We start from the raw sequence: 25,036 nt of genomic DNA, 5'->3' as shown, positions 1-25,036 counted from the left end.
CAATAGGTGTTTTCATAATGCCAAAAAACAGGGATAATTGGGAGAATTGAAACAATTTCAAAGTAAAGAAAAGAAAAAAGAGGTCGTAACCTCAATAGACAGATTCGTTTAATTAAAATCTTCTATTTCGTTACAGCCTCTTTTTGTTACTCTATGGTTTCACGCCATATTTTTGCGCCAAGTTCACTTAACTTGCCGTCTAGATTTTCATAACCCCGGTCAATATGATAAATATCATGAATTTCCGTAATACCGTCTGCGATCAAACCTGCAACCACCAATGCAGCACCGCACCGCAGATCCGTTGCAACAACTTCTGTTCCGCTCAACTTCACTGGTCCATTGATAAAACAGCTTGGTACCATCACATCAATATGCGCTCCCATTTTTTTCAGTTCGCCGCAATGTTTAAACCGCTCCGGATAGATCGTTTCCGTAATGATCGATTGCCCGTGTGCTTGCGTCAATAACGTAGTTAACGGCTGCTGGATATCGGTCGCAAACCCTGGATACGGTTTTGTCTTGATAGCCGTGCCTTTTAGTTCATCTTTCATTCCATGAACGATGACACGGTCCACATCAATTTCCAGATCGATGCCGATTTCATCTAATTTCATCAGCAAAGCATCCAAATGCTGCGGAATGATGTTTTCAACCACCATTTCATCGGCTGCAGCAGCAGCTAATACAACATAGGTTGCCGCTTCAATGCGATCCGGTATGATTTCATGGAAACAGCCCATTAACTTATCGACGCCGTCAATGGTAATTACACTTGTTCCCATACCTCGAATACGTGCGCCCATCTTATTTAACATAGTCGCGATATCAATGATCTCCGGCTCTTTTGCAGCATTTTCGATCGTTGTACGGCCTTTTGCATAAACAGCAGCCATCATGATATTGATCGTCGCACCCACACTGGAAATATCCAAAAAGATCTTATTTCCAATTAATTCTTTTGCTTCTATAATATAAGATCCTTTTTCATATTGAACATTAGCGCCTAAGGCCTCAAATCCTTTTAAGTGCAGGTCGATTGGACGGGGACCTAAATAGCAGCCTCCCGGCATTTTCATCTCTACACGACCATATTTACCAAGCAATGCTCCCATAAAATAATAGGATGCTCTTAATTTAGAAACAGATTCTCCTACCAGCGGTCGATTCTCCATTTTCGTAGGATCAATGATGATAATATCATTTTGTTTCTTCGTTACTTCCACACCTAGTTCTTTCAATAAGACGGATAAAGAGCGAACATCTGAAATATCCGGCACACCGCAGATCGTTACAGGTCCATATGCCAAAACTGCAGCCGGAATCAAAGCAACCGTTGCATTTTTTGACCCGCTGATCCGAACCGTACCATTTAATCGGTGGCCTCCTTCAATCTTAATAACTTCTTCCATGTCCCGAAGACACTCCTTCCGTTTTTTCATCAATACAGATTGATATTTACTATTATAAATCATTTTACAAAAGAGTGCTATACTGTACGAAAATTTCCAAAAACTTCGTCACAGATGGATGCAGGAATCAATCACAATGTATTAAAAATGGCAAAAAAACACATTTGTCATATTTTTTACTTTTTCGTAGTATAACCAATTATTTTTTGATATAATAGCGTAAGTATTCGAGGAAAATAGGGAGGAATTTTATGAGGAAAATTGCATTTGACAACGATGCCTATCTAAAGATGCAGTCACAACATATCATGGAACGGATTCGTTCATTCGATAATAAACTTTATTTAGAATTTGGCGGAAAACTGTTCGATGATACACACGCTTCTCGTGTTTTGCCGGGATTTTTGCCAGACAGCAAATTAAAGATGTTATTACAGTTAAAAGAACATGTGGAGATCGTGATTGCGATCTGTGCCAGCGATATCGAAAAAAATAAATTGCGGCATGATCTTGGGATCACTTATGATGATGAAGTACTTCGCCTGATCGATTCGTTCCGCTCTGTAGGTCTTTATGTTGGCAGTGTTGTCTTGACAAGATATGATAAGCAGGCAAGAGCAGAAGCTTTCCGTCAACGTTTACAACGTGTTGGTGTGCCGGTTTACCTGCATTACGCCATTGAAGGATATCCTAATGATGTAAAGAAGATCATCTCTGAGCAAGGTTTTGGAATCAATGATTACATTGAAACAACTAAACCGTTGGTAGTCGTTACTGCCCCAGGTCCAGGTTCCGGTAAAATGGCTACCTGCCTGTCTCAGCTATACCATGAACACAAACGCGGCATTCAAGCTGGATATGCTAAATTCGAGACCTTTCCAATTTGGAATCTTCCTTTAAAACATCCTGTAAATCTTGCCTATGAAGCAGCTACTGCTGATCTCAATGACATTAACATGATCGATCCTTTCCATTTAGAAGCATACGGCAAAACAACAGTCAACTATAACCGGGATGTTGAAATATTCCCTGTTTTGAAAGCAATGTTCACTTCTATTTACGGATCAAGTCCATATCAATCACCGACAGATATGGGCGTAAACATGGCTGGAAATTGCATCATTGACGATGATGCTGCCTGTGCGGCAAGCAACAATGAGATCATTCGCCGTTATTACCAAGCAAAACTGGATCTAAAACGCGGCAGATCCTCAGAAAAGATCATTGAAAAGATTCAGTTGATCTTATCACAGGCAAATATCACAGAGGAAGTTCGTCCATGTATCGCAGCGGCAAACAAACGCGCAGAAGAAACAGAGGGGCCTGCGGTCGCAATTGACCTTGGTGATACGATCGTTACCGGCAGAACCACTGATTTGTTAGGTGCAAGCAGTGCGGCTCTATTGAACGCTTTAAAAACATTAGCCAAGATCGATGACAATATCCCTTTGATTTCTCCAAGCATCATCGAACCGATTCAGCATTTAAAAGTGGATGCACTGGGAAATCACAATCCTCGACTGCATACAGATGAAGTTTTGATTGCCTTGTCCATTTCAGCAACAACCAATCCGTTATCACATTTAGCCTTGCAGCAGCTTCCTAAACTGAAAGGATGCGATGTGCACAGCTCTGTTATTCTTTCTGAAGTAGACAGCGGTGTGTTCCGCAAGCTAAATATGTATCTTACATGTGAAGATCAGTATCAAAGCAAATCCTCACTCTATCATAAATATTAAGCCGTTCTTCACGGCTTTTTATTTTACGTAAGTTTAGACTAACTTTTTTCACATTTTTTTCTTTACTTTTGATAGAACTTTGTTATAATGTAATCAGTTAGCTAAAGCTAACTACGAACGGAGGGTTTCATTTGTTGCATACATTCTTTGCTGTTATGGCAGTTTTATGTTTCTTGCTCTGTATGAGTGCATTCATCAAATCTACATACTTTCTTCAACATCTTCCGTTTCGAAATCTGTCACGAATACAACATGTATCATTAGCCATTCTATGTTGTATCTGTGCATTCCTGCATGGTATCTTAGCCACACCCTCTCCTGTTTCCATGAGCGGAAAATTGGCTTGGATGCTGCTATTACTGTTAATTGTGCTTGCTTTTCCTCTTCAAAAGAAAAAAAGCAGTCCCTGGAAAAAGATCCACCGCACTTTATCAGTAATTACATTTGTTCTTATTTCTGTACATATCCTGCATGCACTTTTGACTTGATTCTTTTCTTTTCCTTACAACCATTACAACATACAGCCAGATCGTCAAAAGATGTACAGAAGATCCTTCTAAGGACCTGCATACAGAGGCTCTCTTTGCAGGTCTTTTGTCATGTGATAGAATATATTGTATATACATTCATTTAAAGGAGACCTGCTATGAAAAAAATAACAAATGTCGGTATCATTGGTAGAGGGGCCATTGGTTCCCTATATGGCTCTCTATTGCAAAATCATCATTTACAAACCATGTGTTTTATCGTTGATGAGAAAAGAAAGCAACGCTATGAGCAGACACCTTTCTTCATCAATGAGAAAAAAGCAGATTTTTCTTATCAGGTAGATGGGGAACCGCTTGATCTGATCATGATTACCACAAAATTTGCCGGTTTACATGATGCATTGCAACAAATTCGGCCCTTTGTCAATAAAGATACCATTTTATTATCATGCTTGAATGGTATCAGCAGCGAAGATATTTGTCGTGAACAATATCATTATGACCAAGTGATTCGCTGTATCGTTCAAGGGATGGATGCAACTTATTTAAAAAATGAAATGCATTATGACCATATTGGCGAGATCTTATTGGGCGCAGAAAATGAGCAGCAGTCTGAGACGGTCAAAGCATTGAAACAATTTTTCGATTCTATGCATATTCCCTGCCGTGTCTGCAAAGATATCCTGCGGGAACAATGGAACAAATTAATGTTAAACTGCGGAATCAATCAAGTATGTGCCCGTTATCAGTGCGGCTATGGAGAATGTCAAGATCATGGTCCACACCAGGAAGAATTTATCTCTGCAATGAAAGAGGTCCATAGTGTAGCACAAGCAATCGGTATTCAGCTTCACATGGAAGATATCCAACAATGGATCCAGTTAGTAAATGATCTTTCTCCAGAAAACATGCCAAGCATGGCACAGGACATCTTGGCCCATCGAAAAACTGAGCTCCCATTATTCTCCGGTACGATCGTTCCTTTGGCAAAGAAGTATCATATTCCTGTTCCTACATTGACAACTTTGATGAATGAAATCAAAAAAATAGAAAACACTTTTTAAGATTCGTTTCTTCATGCTATGCCTCGTCAAGCGCCTCTAGATTTTCTAGAGGTTTTTTTCGCATCAATAGATACAAAGAGAACAAGATTCATCTGATTTACAGAAAAAAAGGATCACACATGACGTGCAATCCTTTTTATCAACCATTGAATTATTCAGCTTTTCCTGCAGAACCAAATTGATTCATCATAGCAATAACTTTTGCTTTGATTGCATCAGCACCTGGTTTCAACAGTTTACGAGGATCATATCCTTTACCTTCCTGGTCTTTTCCTTCTTCAATGTATTTACGAGTAGCTGCTGCAAATTCCAGCTGCAACTCTGTATTTACGTTGATCTTAGAAACACCAAGAGAAATAGCTTTAGCAATCTGATCAGCTGGGATACCAGAACCGCCATGCAATACTAATGGTTTACCATTTGTAACTGCTTGGATTTCTCCCAAACGATCAAAGCTCAAACCTTTCCAGTTTGCTGGATATTTTCCATGGATATTACCGATACCTGCAGCCAAGAAATCAACGCCTAATTCAGCAATTGTCTTGCATTCTTGTGGATCTGCCAATTCACCTGCAGAAATGACACCGTCTTCTTCTCCGCCGATGCCGCCAACTTCACATTCGATAGAAATTCCTTTTGAATGTGCTAAAGCGATCATTTCTTTTGATTTTTCCAAGTTCTCAGCAAAATCATAATGAGAACCATCGAACATTACAGAAGTAAATCCTGCTTCGATACAAGCTTTAGCTCCTTCATAAGTACCATGGTCCAAATGTAATGCTACTGGAACAGTAATTCCCATGCTGTCATGGATTTCTTTAACCATTGCAACAACTGTTTTGAAACCACACATATATTTAGCAGCACCTTCAGATACTCCTAACATAACTGGTGATTTAGCCTCTTCAGCAGCTGCTAAGATAGACTTTGTCCATTCCAAGTTGTTGATGTTGAACGCACCGATTGCATAATGCCCTTCATGAGCCTTGTTAATCATTTCAGTTGCGGATACTAACATAGCTTTATTTCCTCCTTCGTATGTTATTTCACACTTATTATAATACTTCATTTTCCCGCATTTGTTAAGTATACCAAAATAAAAAAGCAAAGAAATCTGCTGTTTTTCCCAATGAAAGAAAAGGATGTTTGGTCTTGTCTGCCAGAACATCCTTTCTTCTTAATCATTTTCTTCTTTCTCTTCTACCTCATCGTCATATCCTTCATCACTCTCTTCATCGATCATGATTGCACTTGGATCAACCACGCTCTCGTCATATGTATGACGTGAACGCAGATCCCATTTATTTTCGGATACATTGACAAAACGATCATCCAGCGAAAGATCGCTATAGAATTGTGCGATATTGTCTTCCTCCTGGGCAACTGTAAATCCCATGATTTCGCTCACTTCCTGCCACAGTTTCAAAAAAACGACCGGTTTTTTCTTTCTTGTCATTAAATCAAAAGCGACATCAACCATCGATTTTTTCATCTTAAATCCTCCTACATCTTTTCTAATGCCTCTACACCGATTAAATTCAAGGCGTTACATAATGTGATTTTTGCTGCCTGTACCAAAGCCAGCCGCTGTGCACTCAATTCTACATCACTGTCATCCAATACCTTGCAAGCATTATAGAAGCTGTGAAACTTTTGTGCTAGTTTTTGAATATAATTACATACTTTGTTCGGTGCCCGCAATTTTGCTGCTTCACTGACCACGCTCGTAAATTCATTGATATATTTCATCAAATCTACTTCTTTTTCATTCGTCAAACGTTCGTAACTGTTTGCCTGCGGCAAATCTGTTGCCTGACGCAAGATCGAGCACATACGAGCATGCGCATATTGTGCATAGTATACCGGATTATCATTGCTCTCACTGCGAGCCAATCCTAAGTCGAAATCCAGATGTGTATCCAATGCACGCTGTACGAAGAAGTAACGAGCCGCATCCACACCCACTTCATCACAGAGTTCGCGAATCGTAACTGCATTGCCTAAACGCTTGCTCATCTTTACTTCTTGTCCGTTTTCTACCAAACGCACCATTTGAATGATATCTACAGACAGCTTGTCCGGATCATTGCCTAGAGCCGCAATACTGGCTTTCAAACGAGGAACATATCCATGATGATCTGCTCCGAAAAAATCAACCAGCTGCTCATAGCCACGATCCATCTTGTCTTTATGATATGCAATATCCGGTACCAGGTATGTATAAGAACCGTCCGTTTTTCTTAAAACACGATCCTTGTCGTCTCCAAATTGTATTGTTGCAAACCAAAGAGCACCTTCTTTTTCATAAGTGAGCCCTTTCTCTTCCAAGACTTTCAATGCATCCTCTACTTTTCCCGCATCACGAATAGCCTGTTCGCTGCTCCACACATCAAAGCTGACCCGATAATAATCAAGATCTTTGCGAATCTTTGCTAATTCAAATGCAATTCCTTTTTGCTTGAAGAATTTTAAATTTTCCTCATTTTCTTCTGCATAACGATCGCCAAATTCTTTTGCAAGGGCAATGGCAATCTCTTTAACATCTTCTCCATGATAACCATCTTGCGGCAAATCAAAAGGCAGCCCCAGATACTCGCGATAGCGTGCTTGTAATGACATTCCTAAATTAATGATCTGATTTCCTGCATCATTTACATAATATTCTCTGGTAACATCATAGCCGCTGGCTTTCATCAAACGCGCCACACTGTCACCCCAAGCTGCACCGCGTGCATGTCCTAGATGCAAATTACCAGTTGGATTGGCAGATACGTATTCCAGATTGACCCGCATATGCGCTCCACTGTCATTCTTACCATAGTGATCCTTTTCATCTAGTACTTTGGAGATAACATTCGTCAAAGAATCATTTCGCATTGTAAAATTAATAAATCCAGGTCCTGCAATTGCATAAGAAGCAACACCTGCTTCTTCCATATCAAAATGAGCCATTAATTCCTGTGCAATCTCTCTCGGATTTCGATGCAACAATCTTGTCAGCTGCATCGCACTATTGCATGCATAATCCCCATGACTTTTATCCTTTGGTATTTCGATGATCACCTGATCTTCATTGAAATCCAAATCAAATGCCTGTTTAGCAGCTTTGCTCATCGCCTGTTTCAATCCGCTTTCTATTTGATTCATTTCATTCCTCCTCCCATTTCAATTTGTAATTCAAATGTATCGCACACCTGATCCTGGTCTAAGATGACATATTGCACATAAACAGAATCGGTTCTTTTTTCATATTGTTTTGTTAGTATTTGCAATGTGAGTGATCCCATCTCATTTTCTATATGCGCATTTGTTTGATGTCCTTTTCGCAAAGATAATTTCGTATCATGCATCGTATGATGATGTAAGATCATCGCATCGGCATAAGCGTGGATTTTTAATTCATATCGTGGTTCTTCTGATTTTACGATAATGCTCAGTTTTCTTTCCTGCTCTTCAATCTGCGCTTCTCCCTCATAATGAAGCAAAATTTCATTACTTTCACAGTGTCTCTGTACAAGGCAAATCTTTTTTTTCATGCTTCATCACCACTTCACATCATGAGCATTATAATCAGAAACATCTCAATACGCAAGACTTATTTTATCTAAAATTTTATCACAGTCTTATTTTTTTCTTATCCGCACTATTGCAACAGAAATAGAAACAAATATTTATGTTTAAAATACAGCAATATGCAAAGACTAGAAATGAAGAATATAGAGGGAGGAGAAAATGATGAAAAAACTGATTCACTATTTGATGTGGCTATTTTTTATATTGATTTCACTTTTCCTTCTTTTTTATACGTATGCATTTTGTGCCCCTATCGACCTTTACGGTCGAGGACAGCATATTACATTATATGACTGCAATGGCGATATCCTTTACGAAAGCAACTTTGGCGAAAGCAGCGAATGGATTGCTTTACAAGATGTTCCGCAACAAGTGCAGGATGCCTTTATTGCTGTAGAAGACAAACGTTTTTATTCTCATGTCGGTTTTGACCCTATACGCGTGGTGAAAGCAATGCAAAATAATCTATTTACTGACAATGTACTGCAAGGCGGTTCTACGATCACACAGCAGTTTGCTAAAAATCTTTTCTTGACCAATGAGCAGACCCTCCAACGGAAAATAGAAGAATTCTTCTACTCTATACGGTTAGAAATGCACTACAGCAAAGAAAATATACTGGAAGGATATTTAAACACCTTATATTTTGGTCATGGTGTCGTCGGCATCAAACAAGCAGCACATTATTATTTTGGAAAAGAATTGGAAGAACTTGATGCCGGAGAATTGGCAATGTTAGTAGGTGTCGTCAATGGGCCTGGTGCATTTTCCCCTTATTTAAATTATGAAAATGCGATACAGCGTCAACATACGATCTTAGAAGTTCTCAAAGACAATCACATCATTAATGAAAACGAATATAAGGAAGCAATCAAAAATGATTTCGTATTGATCGATCATACCCAAGATGAAAATATGGATGATATTCGTTCATACTACATTGATACTGTATTGCAAGAAATTGAAAACATGAATCTCACAGCAAAAGATCTGCAAGTAATGACTTACTTTGATCCTGAAGCCAGTCAATCTTTATATCAGAGCATTCAAGAGGAAATGGGTGACGAAAATGAAATGCAGGTCAGTGCCGTCATGTTTGCCCCCTATACCAATCATGTAACTGCTTTAGCCGGCGGCAGCAGTTATACGACATCGCAATATAATCGGGCCATTTATTCCAAACGGCAAATTGCTTCTACGATCAAACCGTTGTTATACTATTGTGCCTTATGTAACGGATTCACTCCCTCCACCACCTTTCTGTCTCAACCAACCACTTTTCAACTATCCAATGGCGAGACTTATGCCCCAAGCAATTATGGCGATCAATATCCTTACCAAGAAATCTCCATGATCAATGCAATAGGTATTTCTGATAATATTTATGCAGTAAAAACACATTTATTTTTAGGAGAAGAAGTCTTGCAAGAAGCGCTCTCGCAATTTGGCATTCAAACCTCTGCAAATGCTTCGTTGGCTTTAGGTACGGTGAACTTAAGTGTTTTGGAATTAGGATCAATCTACAATACCTTTGCTTCTGAAGGTCTTTATGACAAACCGCAGCTGATCAAAGAAATCAGAAGCAATGAAGCGACTTTATATCAAGATGAATTTGCCATGAAGCAATTACTGTATCGCGATGAAACCCTGGTTCTTTCACAATTGCTGACTGCTACATATGATCAAAAAAACAAGACATACTCCTACCCGTCTATGCTTGGTTCCGTTCCCCAAGTGCAGACAGCAGTAAAATCGGGGACCAGTGATTGGGATTCGTTAGTAGCCAGCTACAATCCGCAATATACATTAGTCATATGGAGCGGGTATGATGATAATCGTACATTAAATACTGAAGACCAATCACATGCAAAAAAAATATTTCAAAAAACCTTTCATTATTTATACAATGATCGAGAAGGTCCCTGGTACTCGCCAACAGAAAATATTGTAGAGAAAAAGGTCAATCCGATCAATGGAGAATCCTCCTCTTATGGCAGCACATACTGGTATATAAAAGATGAATAAAAATACTTATTTATATATTGTTCACGAATCGTGAACAAAGTGACTAAAATGATGGCTGTTTTTGCACATTTTAATGGTACCTTTGCACTTTTTAACACAAAAATTTGCATGAATCTTTCAAGAATGTTATACTTCATTTATCGGAAAATGAGGTGAATCGGATGAATTTCTTGGAAAAACACAGCAAGAAAATAGCATTCGCACTATGTGTCGCAACATGTGTGCCTGTTGTTTCTGCTGTATATGCCTATGAAGCACAGCCGGGATGGCATGGTGAAGGTAGCGACAGATATTACATTCTCGAATCTACACACGAACAAGCAATCGGTTGGTTGAAAATTGACGAAGGAACATATTACTTCAACGATGAAGGCGAAATGTTGCTTGGATGGCAAACAATCGATGAAAACACATACTATTTTGACGGAAACGGAAAGATGGTCACTGGCGAACAAAAAATCGATGAAGAAAATTATTTCTTCCAAGAAGATGGCCGTTTATTGAAAGGCTGGCAAGATGACGTCCTGTACGACGATCATGGATATGTGACTACTGGACAATATGTAGAAATCAAAGAAGATACCTATGTATATGTTGATGAAAACGGACAAAAAGTGACCGGATGGAAAACCATCAACGGAAAGAAACATTATTTCGATGATGATGGAATCATGGCTAGCGGAAAAACAAAAATAGGCAATGATACATATTATTTAGATGAATATGGTGTTTTGTATACCGGATGGGACTATGACGAAGACGGAAATGCTTACTATCGCAACAAATATGGTAAAATCTTAAAAGATACTAAGCAAGAAATCGACGGTGTCGAATATGTATTCAGTGAAGACGGTGTAGCAAAAGAAGCAAAAAGTGCTTTAGGCTCTAGCATTGCTGAAGCTGCTCTCGCTCAAGTAGGCACTACACAAGATTGTACAATGCTGGTGACAAATGCCTTAGCAGCCAATGGTATTTATTTCCACGGCTGGCCTGCTGAATACATGTCTCTAGGAACGATTACAAGCGATCCGCAACCAGGCGATCTGATTTACTATGCAGATGGCGGTTTAGGAATGGCACATATTGCCGTTTATATTGGAAATGGACAGGCAGTGCATGGCGGATGGCATGGAAACGGAACTGTTGTATATAGTGCATACTGCGGATCAGGACCTGTATTCATTCACGTTGACTGATTAACAAGATGAAATATTAAACAATAGCGATTTTCGTTTCTATCGAACAAGATCGAATAAAAGCAAAAGAAGTTTTCCAAATTGGCAAAACTTCTTTTTTTATGATTGCATCATTATAATATATTTTTTAAGATCACATTCAGAAGCACCCTTAGACAGCAGTAACAGCAAGCTCTGTTTTAGATCATACTGCTATTTTAAATATAGTTCCGGCGGGTAATATATCAGTTGCTGTTCTTTTACTTTTGCATCCACCAATGCATTTACGATCGCACTTGTTTCTGAAAGTTCGTGCAACTGGCCATGTTCATCTACGATCCAGATCACATGAGCATCCTGCCTTCCTTTATAAGGCGAGTACGGTTTCTGAATAACATGATCGCGATGAACATAATATGCAGGATCATAGCCTTTTTCTTTTGCTGATTCTTGAATTTGTGCAAACTTCTCATCGCTGTCCTGTACATAATCAAATAAACGCCGATTTAAGACACGTCCTGCCAGATCCCGCATAATAGGATCGGTTTTCTGTTCCAGCAAAGAGAAGCCATATAAAGCTGCTGATTCATCCAAACGATAGTAGTCTTCTACAGAGACCTCTTCTTCTGTTAAGAAAGGAACAAACATTTCCAATCCTGCAAAAAACGAAGGATCTTGATTCCATACATCTTTCATTCGTGCAAACAGCAATGCAATAATGATTTCATAGCTTCTTGCGACAGGATGCAGATATACTTGCCAATACATATGATAACGTGCCATGATATAATCTTCTACACTGTGGATCCCGCTTTCTTTTACTGCTAGATATTTTCCATGGATGCGAATGGTACGCAAAATGCGTTCCATATCGAAAGTGCCGTAGCTAGTACCTGTGAAATAGGCATCTCTCAGCAAATAGTCCATGCGGTCTGCATCCAGCTGCCCGCTGACCAACTGATTCAAAAGATCATTTTTATGACGATAGCCAATGATATCAGCAACCTCTCCAGGCAGGCATGGATCTACTTTTGCTAATATGGAGTGGATCTCTGTATCTTCCAACAGTATTTTTTGTGTATAACGTTCATGACGGCATTGGCTGACAGCCTCAAATGCATGTGAAAAGGGGCCATGTCCTAAATCATGCAGCAGACCTGCCAACATAGCAGCACACTTTTCATATTCAGTTAATCTATTTGCTAATTCTTCAATTTCTTCTACCATTCTGCGAACAATTTCATATACGCCTAAGGAATGTGAAAAACGCGTATGTTCTGCTGTATGGTACACTTGAAAATCCCCGCCTAATTGATGGATCCGGCGCAATCGCTGAAATTCTCTTGCGTTGATGCAGTCCCATATCACTTGATAATGAACATGTATATAGCCGTGTATCGGATCGCGCATTACTTTCACTTCAGAAGTTTTTTCTAACATGACAGCACCTCCTGCAAATGATCCAGGATCGTTCGATCAGCTTTTTGAAACGCGTAATCATATACTTCTCGATAATCGACCCATCTTCCTTCACTATGCACATCCAGCTGGTTTGGTTCTTCTTCACTAGAACAAATATATGCCCGTACATGAATTTCCCATCCCTCCTGATGATCTATCGTATCACAAACATATTGGACCACTTGTGCATGAATATGGAGTTCTTCCTGCAACTCGCGTATAATTGCAGTTTCCGCACTCTCTCCCTGTTCGATCTTGCCGCCAGGAAATTCCCATATTCCATTCGCATGTATGCTCTTACGCTTTGCAATGAACACCTTTTTGTTGCGTATCAAGATCCCGCATACAACTTCCATTCGTTTCAAAGCACCACCACCATTCTTTTTTTCATTATAAAACAAACAAAAAAAGGAGACAATTCCTTCGCTGGAAAGAAAAGGCGCGTATCTATGAAACGCACCTTTTTTCACGATTATTTGTGATGTTGTTTTCTTTTATTTAATGCAACTACTCCAAGAAGCGAGAACAGGAAAACTCCTGCCGCTGCCCCAACCGGTAAAGTCGCTGCAGCAGTGTTTACCATAGGCAACTTTGTTTGTTCCTGCTCGTGATCTGCCTGCTGTCCCGTCTCTCTATTTTGCAATGCATTGCCTGCTTTTTCTAAAGCCAGCGTTGCCAGATCAACTTCTGTCTGTGCAGCATTTACATCCATATAAACATTGGAAGCATGATCATATGCTTTTTTAAATACAGCCCAACTTTGATCGGTATATGCTTTTGATTGATAACCGTCAAAGAGTTTTAATTGTTCATACAGTTTCTGCTTATTTACGGTTTTGCTTTGATCATTGATCGTTAAAGCAAGCTCAGCATTTTCAAAATCACTTTTTAATTGTTCAAACAGTTTCACACTCGTATTTGCTGGATCTGCCTGCATAAGAGCGGAATAAGCATCTTTGTATAGCTGGTAAGAGCCATCTGTGTAATTTCCTTGTTCTTTCCATACAATATCAGCACGATATTTTTCTAGATCTTGGGAACGTAATTCCAGTTTTTGAATAGAGACATTCATAGAATCGATCCATTCTAGTATCTCCTGCGGCTGGCCGGATCGTAAAAGCATGTCAGCTTGTTTCAGCAAGGCTTCTACTGTTTGATAAGAAGCAACCGTATATTGTTTTGGATCCAGCTTTCTGGTTTCATCTGCTTTTGTCTTTAAAGCCTCGACATTCACTAATGCTTTCATCGCTGTATCCAATTTGGCGATATACTCTTCTTGATTCATTCCTGGTTTCTTTGCTTCATCCACGACATGCATCAATGCATCATAAGATTCTGACGTATATTTTTCTTTCTCCAATGCTTGTGCCTTCTGTAATAATTCATGTAATTGGATGTCTGTCAAAAGAACCAATTGTTCACGTTTCTCCTGCAATTGAGCAATTGCTTTTGCAATCTCCTCTTTTGTTCCATTTTGGAATAAAGATCTGCTTTCTTCTAACACAGCAGTATATGCCGCAACACTTTCCGGTGTATATAACGAATCATCAACTTTTGTTTCCACTTCTGTACGTAAAGCGGTTGTATCGACCAGATCTTCCATATCTTTTTTATAGGTCTCTCTAAGCTGCAGGAACGTAGCAGGATCGATGCGGTCCTGAATAGATGCAGCATCTTTATCTGCCGCAATTTTTTCTTCTGTCAATTTCTTCGCTTCTGCTAATTTTTGATAAGATGCCACAGTATAATTGTTTGGTTCTAACAATGCAAAGGAATATAACTCCAACTCTGCTAACTCTCTGTTGCGGATAGAGTATGCAAGTGATGATTTCGCCTGTTTGATTTTTTCTAATAATTGGTTTGCCTCATCCTGTGAAAGATTCTCCTTATCTTTTAATGCAAGCTCGATTTTCTTCAGACAATTTGCATAGGATGCATATGTATTTGTTGTATAAACATCTTGAGGCAGCTGATTCTTCACCGCTTCCATCAAATTTTCAATATCGGCTGGAGCTGCTTTCATTTTTGCCTGCGAGCGAGCCTTCTTCAAACTTTCCATCATGTTATCTACTGTCAGTTGTGACACTGCTGCATCTTCTTTTAGAACTTCTGCCACTTTTACCAAACCATCATATTTTTGTTTCGATGCGGAAGTCCATTGATCATACTCTGCCGGTCTAGCCATGAGCAAATCATTCAATGCAGATTTTTCTGCCAAAGATGCCTCTTTCTCTAACAACAATATTTCAGCGATTTCTGGAAGCTGCTCACCCCACGAAATCTCAATACTCAACAAGACAAGTCCATCACCGATCTTGAACTCATTTAATGCCTGTGTTAGATGACCGAGTGTCATGACTTCTTCTTTTCCTGTTTTTTCATTATAGGCAGTTGCCTTTACCAGGGCATTGCTCGGATTCCCATTTTGAATGATTCGAATACTGCGAACAGCAGATCCATCAGAAATCTGGTAAGTCATAGAACCGTTTTTTGCTGAAGGAAGATAAGTAGATGTAAAGTTGCCATCCAGCATCTTGCTAGGAATATGTCCTCGTTCTTCCATCGTTCCCATGAAAGCCATGTTCGATTCAGGAGAGATATATTCACCTCCATTGATCATGACTTCATTGATGATCAGTGCACGGTTCGGATAATCTGCAGTAATCAATAGACGCATAAATTTTGCTTTTTGATTGATGTCATCTTTTCCATAATATCGGATATTTGGATAATTTGTATCGACATTGCCTGTACCGGATGATACCATATTTTTATTTGCCTGTTCGCTTGTATCTTTTACACCGTCACCGATTTCAAAAGCATCTTCCCATTTCAGTCCATTCATTGAAAGCTGTACTTTTGCATCTCTGATATAGTCCGTCGTACCGTCTGATGTATAAATACGTAAAGATCTTACATCGATTTCACGTCCAAAGCTATATACGATCGTATTTCCTTTTTTTGGAGAGCCGCCAAACTTGGTTTGTGTATTGATATCATTGTCAAATGCTTTTCCGTTATTTCTGCTGTCTCCCCAATCTTTGATAATTGAAATATCAGAAGAGATCAGTTCTCCAATTTCTCCAATAGATTCCAAATGGACGATGAACTTTTTCACATTGGTATCAACAGAAACTTGTGAAGAATTGCGCAAACGGACATAGCGAGCAGTTTTTCCATTGATCGTTTTATCATTTTCCCAAATCTTTCCATTATTTGACCATTCTAAGACAATTCCATTTCCAGTCAATTCTTTTTCGACTGACGCTATTTTCTTAATTTCTTTTAAATCAATGCCAATATATTCGTTTGGTTTCAATGTGATATTTCCAGTGGAAAGATCAGCCTGCTCCTCTTCGATTGCCGCATCAAAATTATGTTTTTGTACATTGGAGAATACGTTTTGGGCATCTCTTTGTGCTTGTTCTTTGATCTTTACTTCATACAACTGCCACCAATGATTTGTATCAGCCTCCGTATTCAACAAACGAATTGCATTCGTCATTGTACCTTTGCCATCCACTTTGACTCTAGTTCCTGCATCGCTGACCGTGGTCAATTCTTTCCATTGTCCAGCTTCCGCATACTCGATTTTCAACGAAGACACACGATCTCCGCTTCCTTGCAAAATAGCAATTTCTTTTAATGCAGTTTCTTTATTGAAGTCAATTTGTACACCTTGATTAGCATAAATATCCGTATTTCCATTTCCAGCAAGCCAGGCTAACGTACTTTCATTTCCATCAACAATATAATCATATTTGTTATTTTTGCTGTTATCATTGACTGCTCCATTCTTTCCGATCTGTGTATTGACAGCTTTAGCACTTAACGTTAATGGAGCATTTTTATTTGTTGGATATACGGCAATCTCACCAAGTCTCCACCAGACATCCTTCCTTTCCAAATTACGAACACGCACGTACCGCGCTGTCGCAATACCGGCTACCGTTTGTTTATTTGCTTTTTTCAGCGCGGCAAACTCTTTCCATTCAGCACTCCCATCCTGTTTTACCTCAACAACTGCTTTATCTAAGATATCTGTGCCATTTGCCCGATTCACATCCTGCACAACAGATACTGCACCAATCTCTTGATTTTTCCCTAAATCCAATACGACGGCTGCATCTGCAGGTATGAAATCTCCAGTTCCTTTTAGCCAGAGTTCTGTTTTCTCATTATTGTCGGTTACCTTTGCCGTATCTGTATTCTGTACAGCATTCGCATTTTCGATCGAAACACTGCTTACATCGTACTGCTCTTGTTTATTCTCTTTTTTATTTACATCAAAAGAGGCAATCGAAACCCAGCTGTCAAATTCATTTGCTTTTGTTGCAACCAGACGAAGTGCTGCTACATCTTTTAAATTCAGATCTTGTTCTTCGATCACTGCAGAGGATCCATTTCCGAAAGTGTATGTTTTGTTGTTGACATCTTTCCAGCCATTCTTTTCATCTGTATCTTTTGGCAGATACTGCAGTTTGCTATATTGCAAATGATTTTTTCCTTCACCCATCACCACACGAATGGTCTTGACATCGATAGCACGATTGTATTTTACGCCAAAATAATCATTCGCTTTTGGATAATTAGGTTCTTTGAATTGGACAGAGGTTTGATCCTTACCGTCGAAAATTGCTTCAGTTGAACCTGAAGATGGTCTTGTAAATGCATTACTGATATAAGTACTTGTAATGATCGTTGGATCAGAAATCTCCTGTACTTTTTTGGAAAGATAGGTATCCATCGTATTGATGAAAGGCACAATATGCTGTACACCTACTTCAGCATACTCATTATGATTTACATACAGGAAAGGATGATTCTTGGAAGCATTCCAAGCTGTTTTTGCTTCATTGCTGTATTGATAGACAGAAGTTGTATCTTCTTCTAAAACTGCTTTGATGCCATTTAGATATGCGATTGCTGCTGTATTGGTGTCTTTCCAGCAATCCAGCCAATACTTGATCTGATCTCGCAGATTCTCGTCGTCCGCTTGTGCACGGTAAACTTCGGCTGCATTTTGCAATGTTTCAAACTCTTGCATCATTTTTGAAATATCTTCTATCTGCAATGTTCCATTATTCAGCTTATCTTTAAATGTATTGATCTTTTCAGCCAGTTCCACTGATTCCTGCAATTTAGTTACTCGATCATCCATATTTTGATTGATCATATGTTTGGACAGTTCACGTAAAGCAGCTGATGCTTCGTTTTCAATTGCGGAATTATGATCAACGTATTTAAAAGAATCTTCCCATGCCTTGTTTGCAGTGGCTTTGTCTTTCCAGATATTCCATGCATAACATGCATTTCCAAAGATAGCCACTTTGCTTGGTTCCGACTGCTGCATCGGATTTAATACAATTCCCTGTATATTTTCTGGATTTACATTTGGATGCAGGAAAGTATCATATCCGCCCATGATCAAATGTTTCTTAGAATTATCACTGCAAGGCCAATTGATCCATAAATAAGGACCTCTTCCTGTTTTTTTAGCAAATGAATTTGTAAAACCATCGCTTACTTCTCCCCAAATTTTTCCACCCGTCATGACGATCTGCACATTCTGCGGGAAATCGCGATAGTAATCCTGACCGCCGTACATGTATTCTTGTGTACAAAACGGAAGAGTCATTTTCAGATCTGGATATTTTTCTTTCATGGTTTCCAACCAATTGACCATATCCTTTAAGAATCGAACATAATTTTGACCACCAACATTATTTGCATCATCTGCCAAGATTGCAATTTGACGAACACCGCCTTTCTCAATGACCTGCGTAAATTTATCTTTTACTATCTGCAGATCTTTTTCATATTGTTCATCACTGCCAAATTTAATTGGATTATACATGAACGGATGCAAAGCATATACAAATCGGCATTTCGATTTTTGTCCAGCTTCAGATAACGGAATGATCATTTTTTTCAATTCATCCTCTGAATACATCTGACGCCATTGTTCATTATGTTTTGGATCATTTTTAGGCGCATAAATATAGGAATTCAACTTATAATAACCCGCCCATTTCATTAAATTGATACGATCATTGGTTGACCAGGGATTACCGTAATAACCTTCAATGAATCCGCGGCTGACAACATCTGCCCAATCTTCGATATGAAAGTTACGAATAGTGTAGCTGTCTAATTGTTTTAGTACATGATAAAAAGTTGTCAGACCATAAAAACAAGCATCACTGTCTTTTCCCAGGATCGTTATGACACCATCTTGATTACTCAACAGATAGGCATCCGTTTTTTTGAATAAATCGGGTGTGTTAATTTTACTATGGTTTTTGACATATTGATCAACATAGCCATTAGAACCATAAATACCAACCAAGATATTTGTTTTATTTTTGTCCAATTGTTCTGAAACACTGCTGTTGATGTTTCCTTTTAACGCCAAAGTTTCTTCTAATCGCGCTTTGGTTTCTTTATCGATCGTATTCTCATACACGATATTTACTTCTTTTTGAATGATATAAGATGCATCCCCATATTCTATCGTTTGCGGATGCGGATAAATTTCATACTCTGGCAACTCTGCCGCTTTGCTTGGCAATGCAGTTCCCATTACGGCGCTTACCGTCATTAACAAGGCTAAGGCGAATGAAAACATACGGGTCCAAGCATGTTGTTGTCTAGTCTTTTCCATTTTTTCCTCCTACTAGGCATGACAGGGTAGAATTTTTTACCAACATATTTCGAATTATATATGAACAGCATTTGGTAATAAATTCCATAAAACACATGCTCTTTGATTATGCATGACACCGGTTACATTCACAAGCGCTTTCATAAAAAAGAACGTAACTGTTAAAATGTACAAATATTTTACTAAAAAATATAAATAAAGTTGGTTTTTATAATAAATGTAGAATATTTAACTTAAAACATGTATTATTTTACATCATTATGCTTTTTTTCAACAATTTATTCTAAAAAAAGAGATGATAAGTGAAAATCATCTCCATGTTATTTATTCTTTTTTTTCTTGGATCACCATTGCCAAAACAGCTATATCTGCTGGATTGACTCCAGAGATACGAGAAGCTTGTCCCAATGTTTCAGGTTGAATTTGTGCTAATTTTTGTCTTGCCTCCAATGATAAATGTTCCATTGTAGCATAATCTAAATTCTTTGGAATGCGCATCTTGTCCATGGCATGCAAATGACGGGCATCACGTCTTGCTTTCGCAATGTATCCCTCATATTTGATTTCAATTTCAATTTGTCTTTGTACTTTTTCAACCATATCTATGTTCGTATAAGGATACAATCCTTGTAACGTTACTTTCGGTCGGCGCAACAACTCAAAAGCACTGATTCCCTCTTTGAGCGGTTCATATCCAATCTGCTCCAGATATGCATTTACCTCTGATTTCGGCGTAAAGCGGATTTCTTTCAGCTCTTCCATACCTTGGCGTACGGCTTGCTCCTTCTGCAAAAAATTTTGATAGCGAGGTTCTGGAATCAGACCAATATCATATCCATATTGTGTCAAGCGTACATCTGCATTATCATGGCGTAACAATAAGCGGTATTCTGCGCGAGATGTCAATAAACGATAAGGTTCTTTTGTTCCTTTTGTCACCAGATCATCGATCATGACGCCTATATAAGCTTCATCGCGATGCAATACAAGCGGTTCTTTTCCCTCCAACTTCAGCGAGGCATTGATACCGGCCATCAATCCTTGAGCTGCAGCTTCTTCATAACCGCTGGTTCCATTGACCTGCCCGGCTGTGAATAAGTTTTCGATAACTTTATTCTCAAGGCTTGGTTTGCATTGCAAAGGATCGATTGCATCATATTCAATGGCATATGCATATTTTTTGATCACGCAATTTTCCAGTCCCGGCAGACTTCTTAACATCTGCTCTTGTACATCGTGCGGCATAGAAGTAGAAAATCCTTGTATATATGTCGTATCTAATGAACGGCTTTCCGGTTCCAAAAAAATCTGATGCCGCGGTTTATCCGCAAATCGCACTAATTTATCTTCAATGCTTGGGCAATAACGTGGACCGACTCCTTTGACCAATCCGGAATACATGGCAGATTCCTGTAAATTCTTTTGAATGATCTCATGCGTTTTGGGCGTCGTATATGTCAAGTAACAAACCTCTTGTTCTTCAAAAGGTGGAATATACGTCGTATCTTCACTGAAACAAACAAATTCATTCGTACCTGGCTGCACTTCCGCCTTTGAGAAATCAATAGAACTTGTCAAGATACGAGCAGGGGTTCCTGTTTTTAAGCGAAATGTGCGCAGCCCTAAATCACGTAAACTTTGTGACAAATGAGGTGTAGTCGGTTCTCCATCCGGGCCTCCTGGTGTAGACGTATGGCCAACCAAGATGGAAGAAGCCATGAAGGTACCGCTTGTAACAATCACGATCTTTGATTCGACCATGCTGCCGTCTTGCAATAGTACACCTTTGATCATTCCATTTTCCGCAACGATACGTTCTACACAAGCTTCTCGTACCGTTAAATGTTCTTGGTGCAGCACAACATCCTGCATATATTTTTTATATGCGATCTTATCGCTTTGTACACGCAAGCTCTGTACACCAGGGCCTTTTGTCGTATTTAACATCTTAAACTGCAAAGCTGTTGCATCCGCTGCACGTCCCATTTCACCGCCAAGGGCATCGATCTCCCGCACCACGATTCCTTTAGCAGGACCACCAACGCTCGGATTGCAAGGCATTGTCGCAATCATATTGATATGCAGTGTAAATAACACTGTTTCTTTTTTCATTCTCGCACAAGCAAGAGCTGCTTCAATTCCAGCATGTCCTCCGCCAATGACTATCACATCGATCATGTAATCACCTAACTTTTCCCATACTATTATAAATGCGAAGTGCAAAAAGCGAAAGAGGAGATTTCATCGATCCCCTCTATTTCTGCATATTATTATAATACATTTCTATTAATGTTTAAAGTGGCGTACCCCTGTATAGACCATGGCAATACCATATTCGTTGCAGACATCAATAGACAGCTGATCCTTAATAGACCCTCCCGGCTGAATGATAGCTGTAACTCCTGCTTTGACTGCCTCTTCTACTGTATCCGGCATTGGGAAGAAGGCATCAGAGGACATAACTGAGCCTTTTGCCTTTTCGCCAGCCTGTTCGATTGCGATCTTCGCTGCACCTACACGGTTCATCTGTCCTGCGCCAACACCAATTGTCATGTTGTCTTTTACTAAGACGATCGCATTGGATTTTACATGTTTGACCACTTTCCAAGCAAATAACAGCTGTTCGATTTCTTCCTGTGTCGGTTTGCGGTTTGTCACACAACGCAGATCCTCTGCTGTGATCTGTTTTGTATCCATATCTTGTACCAGCAGTCCATCTAATACATTTGTTACTTTGTATTTTGCATCTGGTTCCAAAGATGTATCGAGTTTCATCAAACGGATATTTTTCTTCTTTGACAACAGTTCAAAAGCATCCTGTGCAAAATCCGGTGCAATGATGATTTCCAAAAAGATCTTGGACAGTTTTTCTGCAATGGCCATATTCACAGGCGCATTCAAAGCAACGATACCGCCAAAAATCGATACAGGATCTGCTTCGTATGCCTTATCCCATGCTTCTTCAATTGTCTTGCCAATACCAATTCCGCATGGATTCATATGTTTAACACCAACAGCAGCCGGCTGTCCTTCAAAATCTTTTAAGATTTCAATAGCTGCATTTCCATCTTGGATGTTGTTATAAGATAATTCTTTTCCATGCAGTTGCGTTGCATTTGCTAAAGAGTATTGCGGATGCATATTTTTATAAAATGCCGCACTTTGATGTGGGTTTTCTCCATAACGAAGATCCTGCACTTTATCATATGTAATTGTAAAGCTTTCTGGATATTTCTCTCCTGTACGTGCCGTCAGATATTCAGCGATCATCGCATCATAACGTGCTGTATGACGGAATACTTTAGCAGCCAGATGCTCCCGTGTATCTAAACTTGTTTCACCATTTTCTTGTAATTCTTTTAATACTTTTTCATAATCCTTTGGATCGCAAAGTACCGGAATGGATGCATAGTTTTTTGATGCACTGCGCAACATGCTTGGTCCGCCGATATCGATATTCTCAATGACTTCTTCATGTGTTACCCCTGGTTTATGAACAGTTTCCTTGAATGGATATAAATTGACACAAACCAGATCAATCAAGTCAATGCCCAATTCTTTCAATTGCGCCATATGACTTTCATTGTCGCGAACGCCCAGTAAAGCACCATGTACTTTTGGATGCAGTGTCTTTACACGTCCATCCATGATTTCTGGAAAACCAGTAACATCAGAAATGGAGATAGTTTCGATACCGGCAACCTCTAATGCCTTACGTGTACCGCCTGTTGAAATGATCTCATATCCCAGATCCTTTAATCCTTTTGCGAATGCAACCAGTCCGCTCTTGTCAGAAACACTGATCAATGCTCTTTTCATGCTCTCTCCTCCTCTATTTGTTCACATATCTTAGCGACCGCCTTAGGAAACAGAATATATTCCAAGGCATGCACATGTGATTCTAACTCGCTTAAAGTCCATGCAGGATCGATCATGATCTTTTCTTGCATTATGATTTCACCTGTATCAATTCCTTCATCTACATAATGAACCGTCACTCCTGTATAAGCAGCCTTTGCTTCATATGCATCTTGTATTCCATGCGCTCCTGGAAAGTTCGGCAAATATGCCGGATGAATGTTGATGATTCGTCTTGGATAATGATTCAACAGCTCTTCTCCAATAAAACGCATGTATCCAGCTAATACAATCAGCTCTACGCCCTTCTCTTCTAAATGCCGGCGTATTTCTTGTTCATACGCTTGTTTATCAGGATATTCTTTTGGATTTACATAAATTGCCTCTACGTGCAATCGCTCTGCACGCTCCAATGCTTTTGCATTTGCCTTATCTACGACCAATAATTCACACGTACAATTGGATAGACTCCCTTCCTGCATGCAATGAACAAGATTTTCAAAATTAGTTCCGCTTCCGGAAGCGAAGATTGCGATCTTTACCATTTCAGATCCACACTTCCTGAAGCAGTCACTTCTCCAATGACATAAGATGGCTCATTCACTTCAGCTAATAATTCCTGTACTTTTTTTACATCCGCTTGATCTACTGCCAAGATGAAACCGATGCCCATGTTAAATACATTGCACATTTCTTTCTTTTCGATATTTCCTGTTTTTGCAATCAGATCAAAGATCGGTTTAGAAGGATAACTATTTAGATCAATTGTGACACCCTGTCCTTCTTTCAACATACGAGGAACGTTCTCGTAGAAACCCCCGCCGGTAATATGGCTCATTCCTTTGATATCTACTTTTCCTAACAAATGTTTGATTGCTTTGACATAAATTTTTGTTGGTGTCAACAATTCTTCACCTAATGTTTTTCCATTGAATTCTGGATATGTCTGATGCAGATCCAAACCCGCATCTTTCAACAGAACTTTTCGAATCAGCGAAAAACCATTGGAATGACAGCCGGAGCTCGGCAAACCGATCAAAACATTTCCGGCTTCAATTTTTTGTCCGTCCAGCAAGTTGCACTTATCTACGGCACCTACGCAAAAACCAGCAATATCATAATGATGTATATCATACATATCCGGCATTTCTGCTGTTTCACCGCCAATCAGTGCACATTCCGCCTGGACACAGCCATCTGCGACACCTTTTACGATCTGTTCGATCACTTCCGGGTGATTTTTTCCTACGGCAATATAGTCGAGGAAGAAGATCGGTGCAGCGCCTTGTACCAGAACATCATTGACGCACATTGCGACGGCATCAATACCGATCGTATCATGTTTATTTGCATCAAAAGCTATCATCAATTTAGTTCCAACGCCGTCTGTTCCGCTCACCAGCACCGGTTCTTTCAGACCATATTTTGAAAGATCGAACATACCACCGAAAGCCCCGATCGAATCGATCGCACCCATTGTTTTCGTACGCGCCACATGACTCTTGATTCGGCGGACAGATTCGTAACCCGCTTCTAGATCAACGCCGGCTTCTCTATATTTATCACTCATCGTGAAC

At 39.4% G+C, this 25,036-nt stretch carries 16 protein-coding genes; 4 read left to right on the top strand and 12 right to left on the bottom strand.

Translation table 11 applies throughout. The features are described 5' to 3' along the window. Positions 1 to 146 precede the first annotated feature (146 nt). Positions 147 to 1,412 (bottom strand): UDP-N-acetylglucosamine 1-carboxyvinyltransferase, encoded by a 1,266-nt coding sequence (locus BQ9859_RS05955; RefSeq protein WP_075877333.1) that lies wholly within the window; start codon positions 1,410 to 1,412, stop codon positions 147 to 149. A gap of 251 nt (positions 1,413 to 1,663) precedes the next feature. Between BQ9859_RS05955 and BQ9859_RS05950 the strand changes: the two genes are divergently transcribed. Both BQ9859_RS05950 and BQ9859_RS05940 read left to right on the top strand, forming a co-directional pair. Further along, complete coding sequence (locus BQ9859_RS05950; RefSeq protein WP_075877332.1) at positions 1,664 to 3,151, top strand: DUF1846 domain-containing protein; 1,488 nt, start codon at positions 1,664 to 1,666, stop codon at positions 3,149 to 3,151. A 646-nt stretch (positions 3,152 to 3,797) separates the two neighbouring features. Beyond that, the gene (locus tag BQ9859_RS05940) at positions 3,798 to 4,703 is read left to right on the top strand and encodes a ketopantoate reductase family protein (protein WP_075877330.1); all 906 of its coding nucleotides are present in this window, start codon (positions 3,798 to 3,800) and stop codon (positions 4,701 to 4,703) included. A gap of 151 nt (positions 4,704 to 4,854) precedes the next feature. Here the strand turns inward: BQ9859_RS05940 and fba are convergent, their stop codons facing one another. From fba to BQ9859_RS05920, 4 genes are all read right to left on the bottom strand, one after another. Next, positions 4,855 to 5,721, bottom strand: a complete 867-nt coding sequence (gene fba / locus BQ9859_RS05935; RefSeq protein WP_075877329.1) for a class II fructose-1,6-bisphosphate aldolase — start codon at positions 5,719 to 5,721, stop codon at positions 4,855 to 4,857. A gap of 159 nt (positions 5,722 to 5,880) precedes the next feature. Continuing rightward, on the bottom strand, positions 5,881 to 6,195 hold the full coding sequence (rpoE, locus tag BQ9859_RS05930; RefSeq protein WP_075877328.1) for a DNA-directed RNA polymerase subunit delta: 315 nt from the start codon (positions 6,193 to 6,195) through the stop codon (positions 5,881 to 5,883). A gap of 11 nt (positions 6,196 to 6,206) precedes the next feature. Continuing rightward, the gene (argS, locus tag BQ9859_RS05925) at positions 6,207 to 7,850 is read right to left on the bottom strand and encodes an arginine--tRNA ligase (protein WP_075877327.1); all 1,644 of its coding nucleotides are present in this window, start codon (positions 7,848 to 7,850) and stop codon (positions 6,207 to 6,209) included. Next, positions 7,847 to 8,239, bottom strand: coding sequence for a DUF1934 family protein (locus BQ9859_RS05920; RefSeq protein ID WP_075877326.1), 393 nt, complete (start codon positions 8,237 to 8,239; stop codon positions 7,847 to 7,849). The genes argS and BQ9859_RS05920 overlap by 4 nt, the downstream gene beginning before the upstream one ends. Positions 8,240 to 8,438: 199 nt before the next feature. On the opposite strand from BQ9859_RS05920, the gene BQ9859_RS05915 reads away from it, so the two are divergent. Beyond that, positions 8,439 to 10,301, top strand: coding sequence for a transglycosylase domain-containing protein (locus BQ9859_RS05915; protein WP_075877325.1), 1,863 nt, complete (start codon positions 8,439 to 8,441; stop codon positions 10,299 to 10,301). 161 nt (positions 10,302 to 10,462) lie between these two features. Then, positions 10,463 to 11,497 (top strand): NlpC/P60 family protein, encoded by a 1,035-nt coding sequence (locus BQ9859_RS05910; protein ID WP_075877324.1) that lies wholly within the window; start codon positions 10,463 to 10,465, stop codon positions 11,495 to 11,497. Between the two features lie 192 nt (positions 11,498 to 11,689). Here BQ9859_RS05910 and BQ9859_RS05905 read toward each other — a convergent pair whose 3' ends face one another. The 7 genes from BQ9859_RS05905 to purM all read right to left on the bottom strand — a co-directional run bounded on the left by BQ9859_RS05905 (position 11,690) and on the right by purM (position 25,029). Further along, complete coding sequence (locus BQ9859_RS05905; RefSeq protein WP_075877323.1) at positions 11,690 to 12,916, bottom strand: HD domain-containing protein; 1,227 nt, start codon at positions 12,914 to 12,916, stop codon at positions 11,690 to 11,692. After that, a complete protein-coding gene (locus BQ9859_RS05900) occupies positions 12,910 to 13,293 on the bottom strand; it encodes a (deoxy)nucleoside triphosphate pyrophosphohydrolase (protein ID WP_075877425.1) in 384 nt (127 codons plus the stop codon). Before BQ9859_RS05900 ends, BQ9859_RS05905 begins: the two co-directional genes overlap by 7 nt. A 116-nt stretch (positions 13,294 to 13,409) precedes the next feature. Next, positions 13,410 to 19,601 (bottom strand): beta-N-acetylglucosaminidase domain-containing protein, encoded by a 6,192-nt coding sequence (locus BQ9859_RS05895; RefSeq protein ID WP_075877322.1) that lies wholly within the window; start codon positions 19,599 to 19,601, stop codon positions 13,410 to 13,412. Positions 19,602 to 19,925: 324 nt separating this feature from the next. Next, entirely contained in the window at positions 19,926 to 21,779 is a 1,854-nt protein-coding gene (gene mnmG, locus BQ9859_RS05890) for a tRNA uridine-5-carboxymethylaminomethyl(34) synthesis enzyme MnmG (protein WP_075877321.1), read from the bottom strand. Between the two features lie 108 nt (positions 21,780 to 21,887). Continuing rightward, complete coding sequence (purH, locus tag BQ9859_RS05885; protein WP_075877320.1) at positions 21,888 to 23,420, bottom strand: bifunctional phosphoribosylaminoimidazolecarboxamide formyltransferase/IMP cyclohydrolase; 1,533 nt, start codon at positions 23,418 to 23,420, stop codon at positions 21,888 to 21,890. Then, entirely contained in the window at positions 23,417 to 24,004 is a 588-nt protein-coding gene (purN, locus tag BQ9859_RS05880) for a phosphoribosylglycinamide formyltransferase (RefSeq protein ID WP_075877319.1), read from the bottom strand. The genes purH and purN overlap by 4 nt, the downstream gene beginning before the upstream one ends. Continuing rightward, positions 23,998 to 25,029, bottom strand: a complete 1,032-nt coding sequence (purM, locus tag BQ9859_RS05875; RefSeq protein WP_075877318.1) for a phosphoribosylformylglycinamidine cyclo-ligase — start codon at positions 25,027 to 25,029, stop codon at positions 23,998 to 24,000. The genes purN and purM overlap by 7 nt, the downstream gene beginning before the upstream one ends. Positions 25,030 to 25,036 lie beyond the last annotated feature (7 nt).

It is taken from the genome of Merdibacter massiliensis (assembly GCF_900155395.1).
In the GTDB taxonomy this organism is placed as follows: Bacteria; Bacillota_I; Bacilli_A; order Erysipelotrichales; family Erysipelotrichaceae; genus Merdibacter; species Merdibacter massiliensis.
This window is presented reverse-complemented; position numbering and strand designations above follow the sequence as displayed.

Excerpts from the sequence above, each read along its gene's own strand:
- fba (WP_075877329.1), bottom strand. The coding sequence starts at position 5,721 with ATGTTAGTATCCGCAACTGAAATGATTAACAAGGCTCATGAAGGGCAT.
- BQ9859_RS05910 (WP_075877324.1), top strand. The coding sequence starts at position 10,463 with ATGAATTTCTTGGAAAAACACAGCAAGAAAATAGCATTCGCACTATGT.
- BQ9859_RS05940 (WP_075877330.1), top strand. The coding sequence starts at position 3,798 with ATGAAAAAAATAACAAATGTCGGTATCATTGGTAGAGGGGCCATTGGT.
- purM (WP_075877318.1), bottom strand. The coding sequence starts at position 25,029 with ATGAGTGATAAATATAGAGAAGCCGGCGTTGATCTAGAAGCGGGTTAC.
- BQ9859_RS05950 (WP_075877332.1), top strand. The coding sequence starts at position 1,664 with ATGAGGAAAATTGCATTTGACAACGATGCCTATCTAAAGATGCAGTCA.
- purH (WP_075877320.1), bottom strand. The coding sequence starts at position 23,420 with ATGAAAAGAGCATTGATCAGTGTTTCTGACAAGAGCGGACTGGTTGCA.
- argS (WP_075877327.1), bottom strand. The coding sequence starts at position 7,850 with ATGAATCAAATAGAAAGCGGATTGAAACAGGCGATGAGCAAAGCTGCT.
- BQ9859_RS05920 (WP_075877326.1), bottom strand. The coding sequence starts at position 8,239 with ATGAAAAAAAAGATTTGCCTTGTACAGAGACACTGTGAAAGTAATGAA.
- BQ9859_RS05900 (WP_075877425.1), bottom strand. The coding sequence starts at position 13,293 with ATGGAAGTTGTATGCGGGATCTTGATACGCAACAAAAAGGTGTTCATT.
- BQ9859_RS05915 (WP_075877325.1), top strand. The coding sequence starts at position 8,439 with ATGAAAAAACTGATTCACTATTTGATGTGGCTATTTTTTATATTGATT.
- rpoE (WP_075877328.1), bottom strand. The coding sequence starts at position 6,195 with ATGAAAAAATCGATGGTTGATGTCGCTTTTGATTTAATGACAAGAAAG.
- purN (WP_075877319.1), bottom strand. The coding sequence starts at position 24,004 with ATGGTAAAGATCGCAATCTTCGCTTCCGGAAGCGGAACTAATTTTGAA.
- BQ9859_RS05905 (WP_075877323.1), bottom strand. The coding sequence starts at position 12,916 with ATGTTAGAAAAAACTTCTGAAGTGAAAGTAATGCGCGATCCGATACAC.
- BQ9859_RS05895 (WP_075877322.1), bottom strand. The coding sequence starts at position 19,601 with ATGGAAAAGACTAGACAACAACATGCTTGGACCCGTATGTTTTCATTC.
- mnmG (WP_075877321.1), bottom strand. The coding sequence starts at position 21,779 with ATGATCGATGTGATAGTCATTGGCGGAGGACATGCTGGAATTGAAGCA.
- BQ9859_RS05955 (WP_075877333.1), bottom strand. The coding sequence starts at position 1,412 with ATGGAAGAAGTTATTAAGATTGAAGGAGGCCACCGATTAAATGGTACG.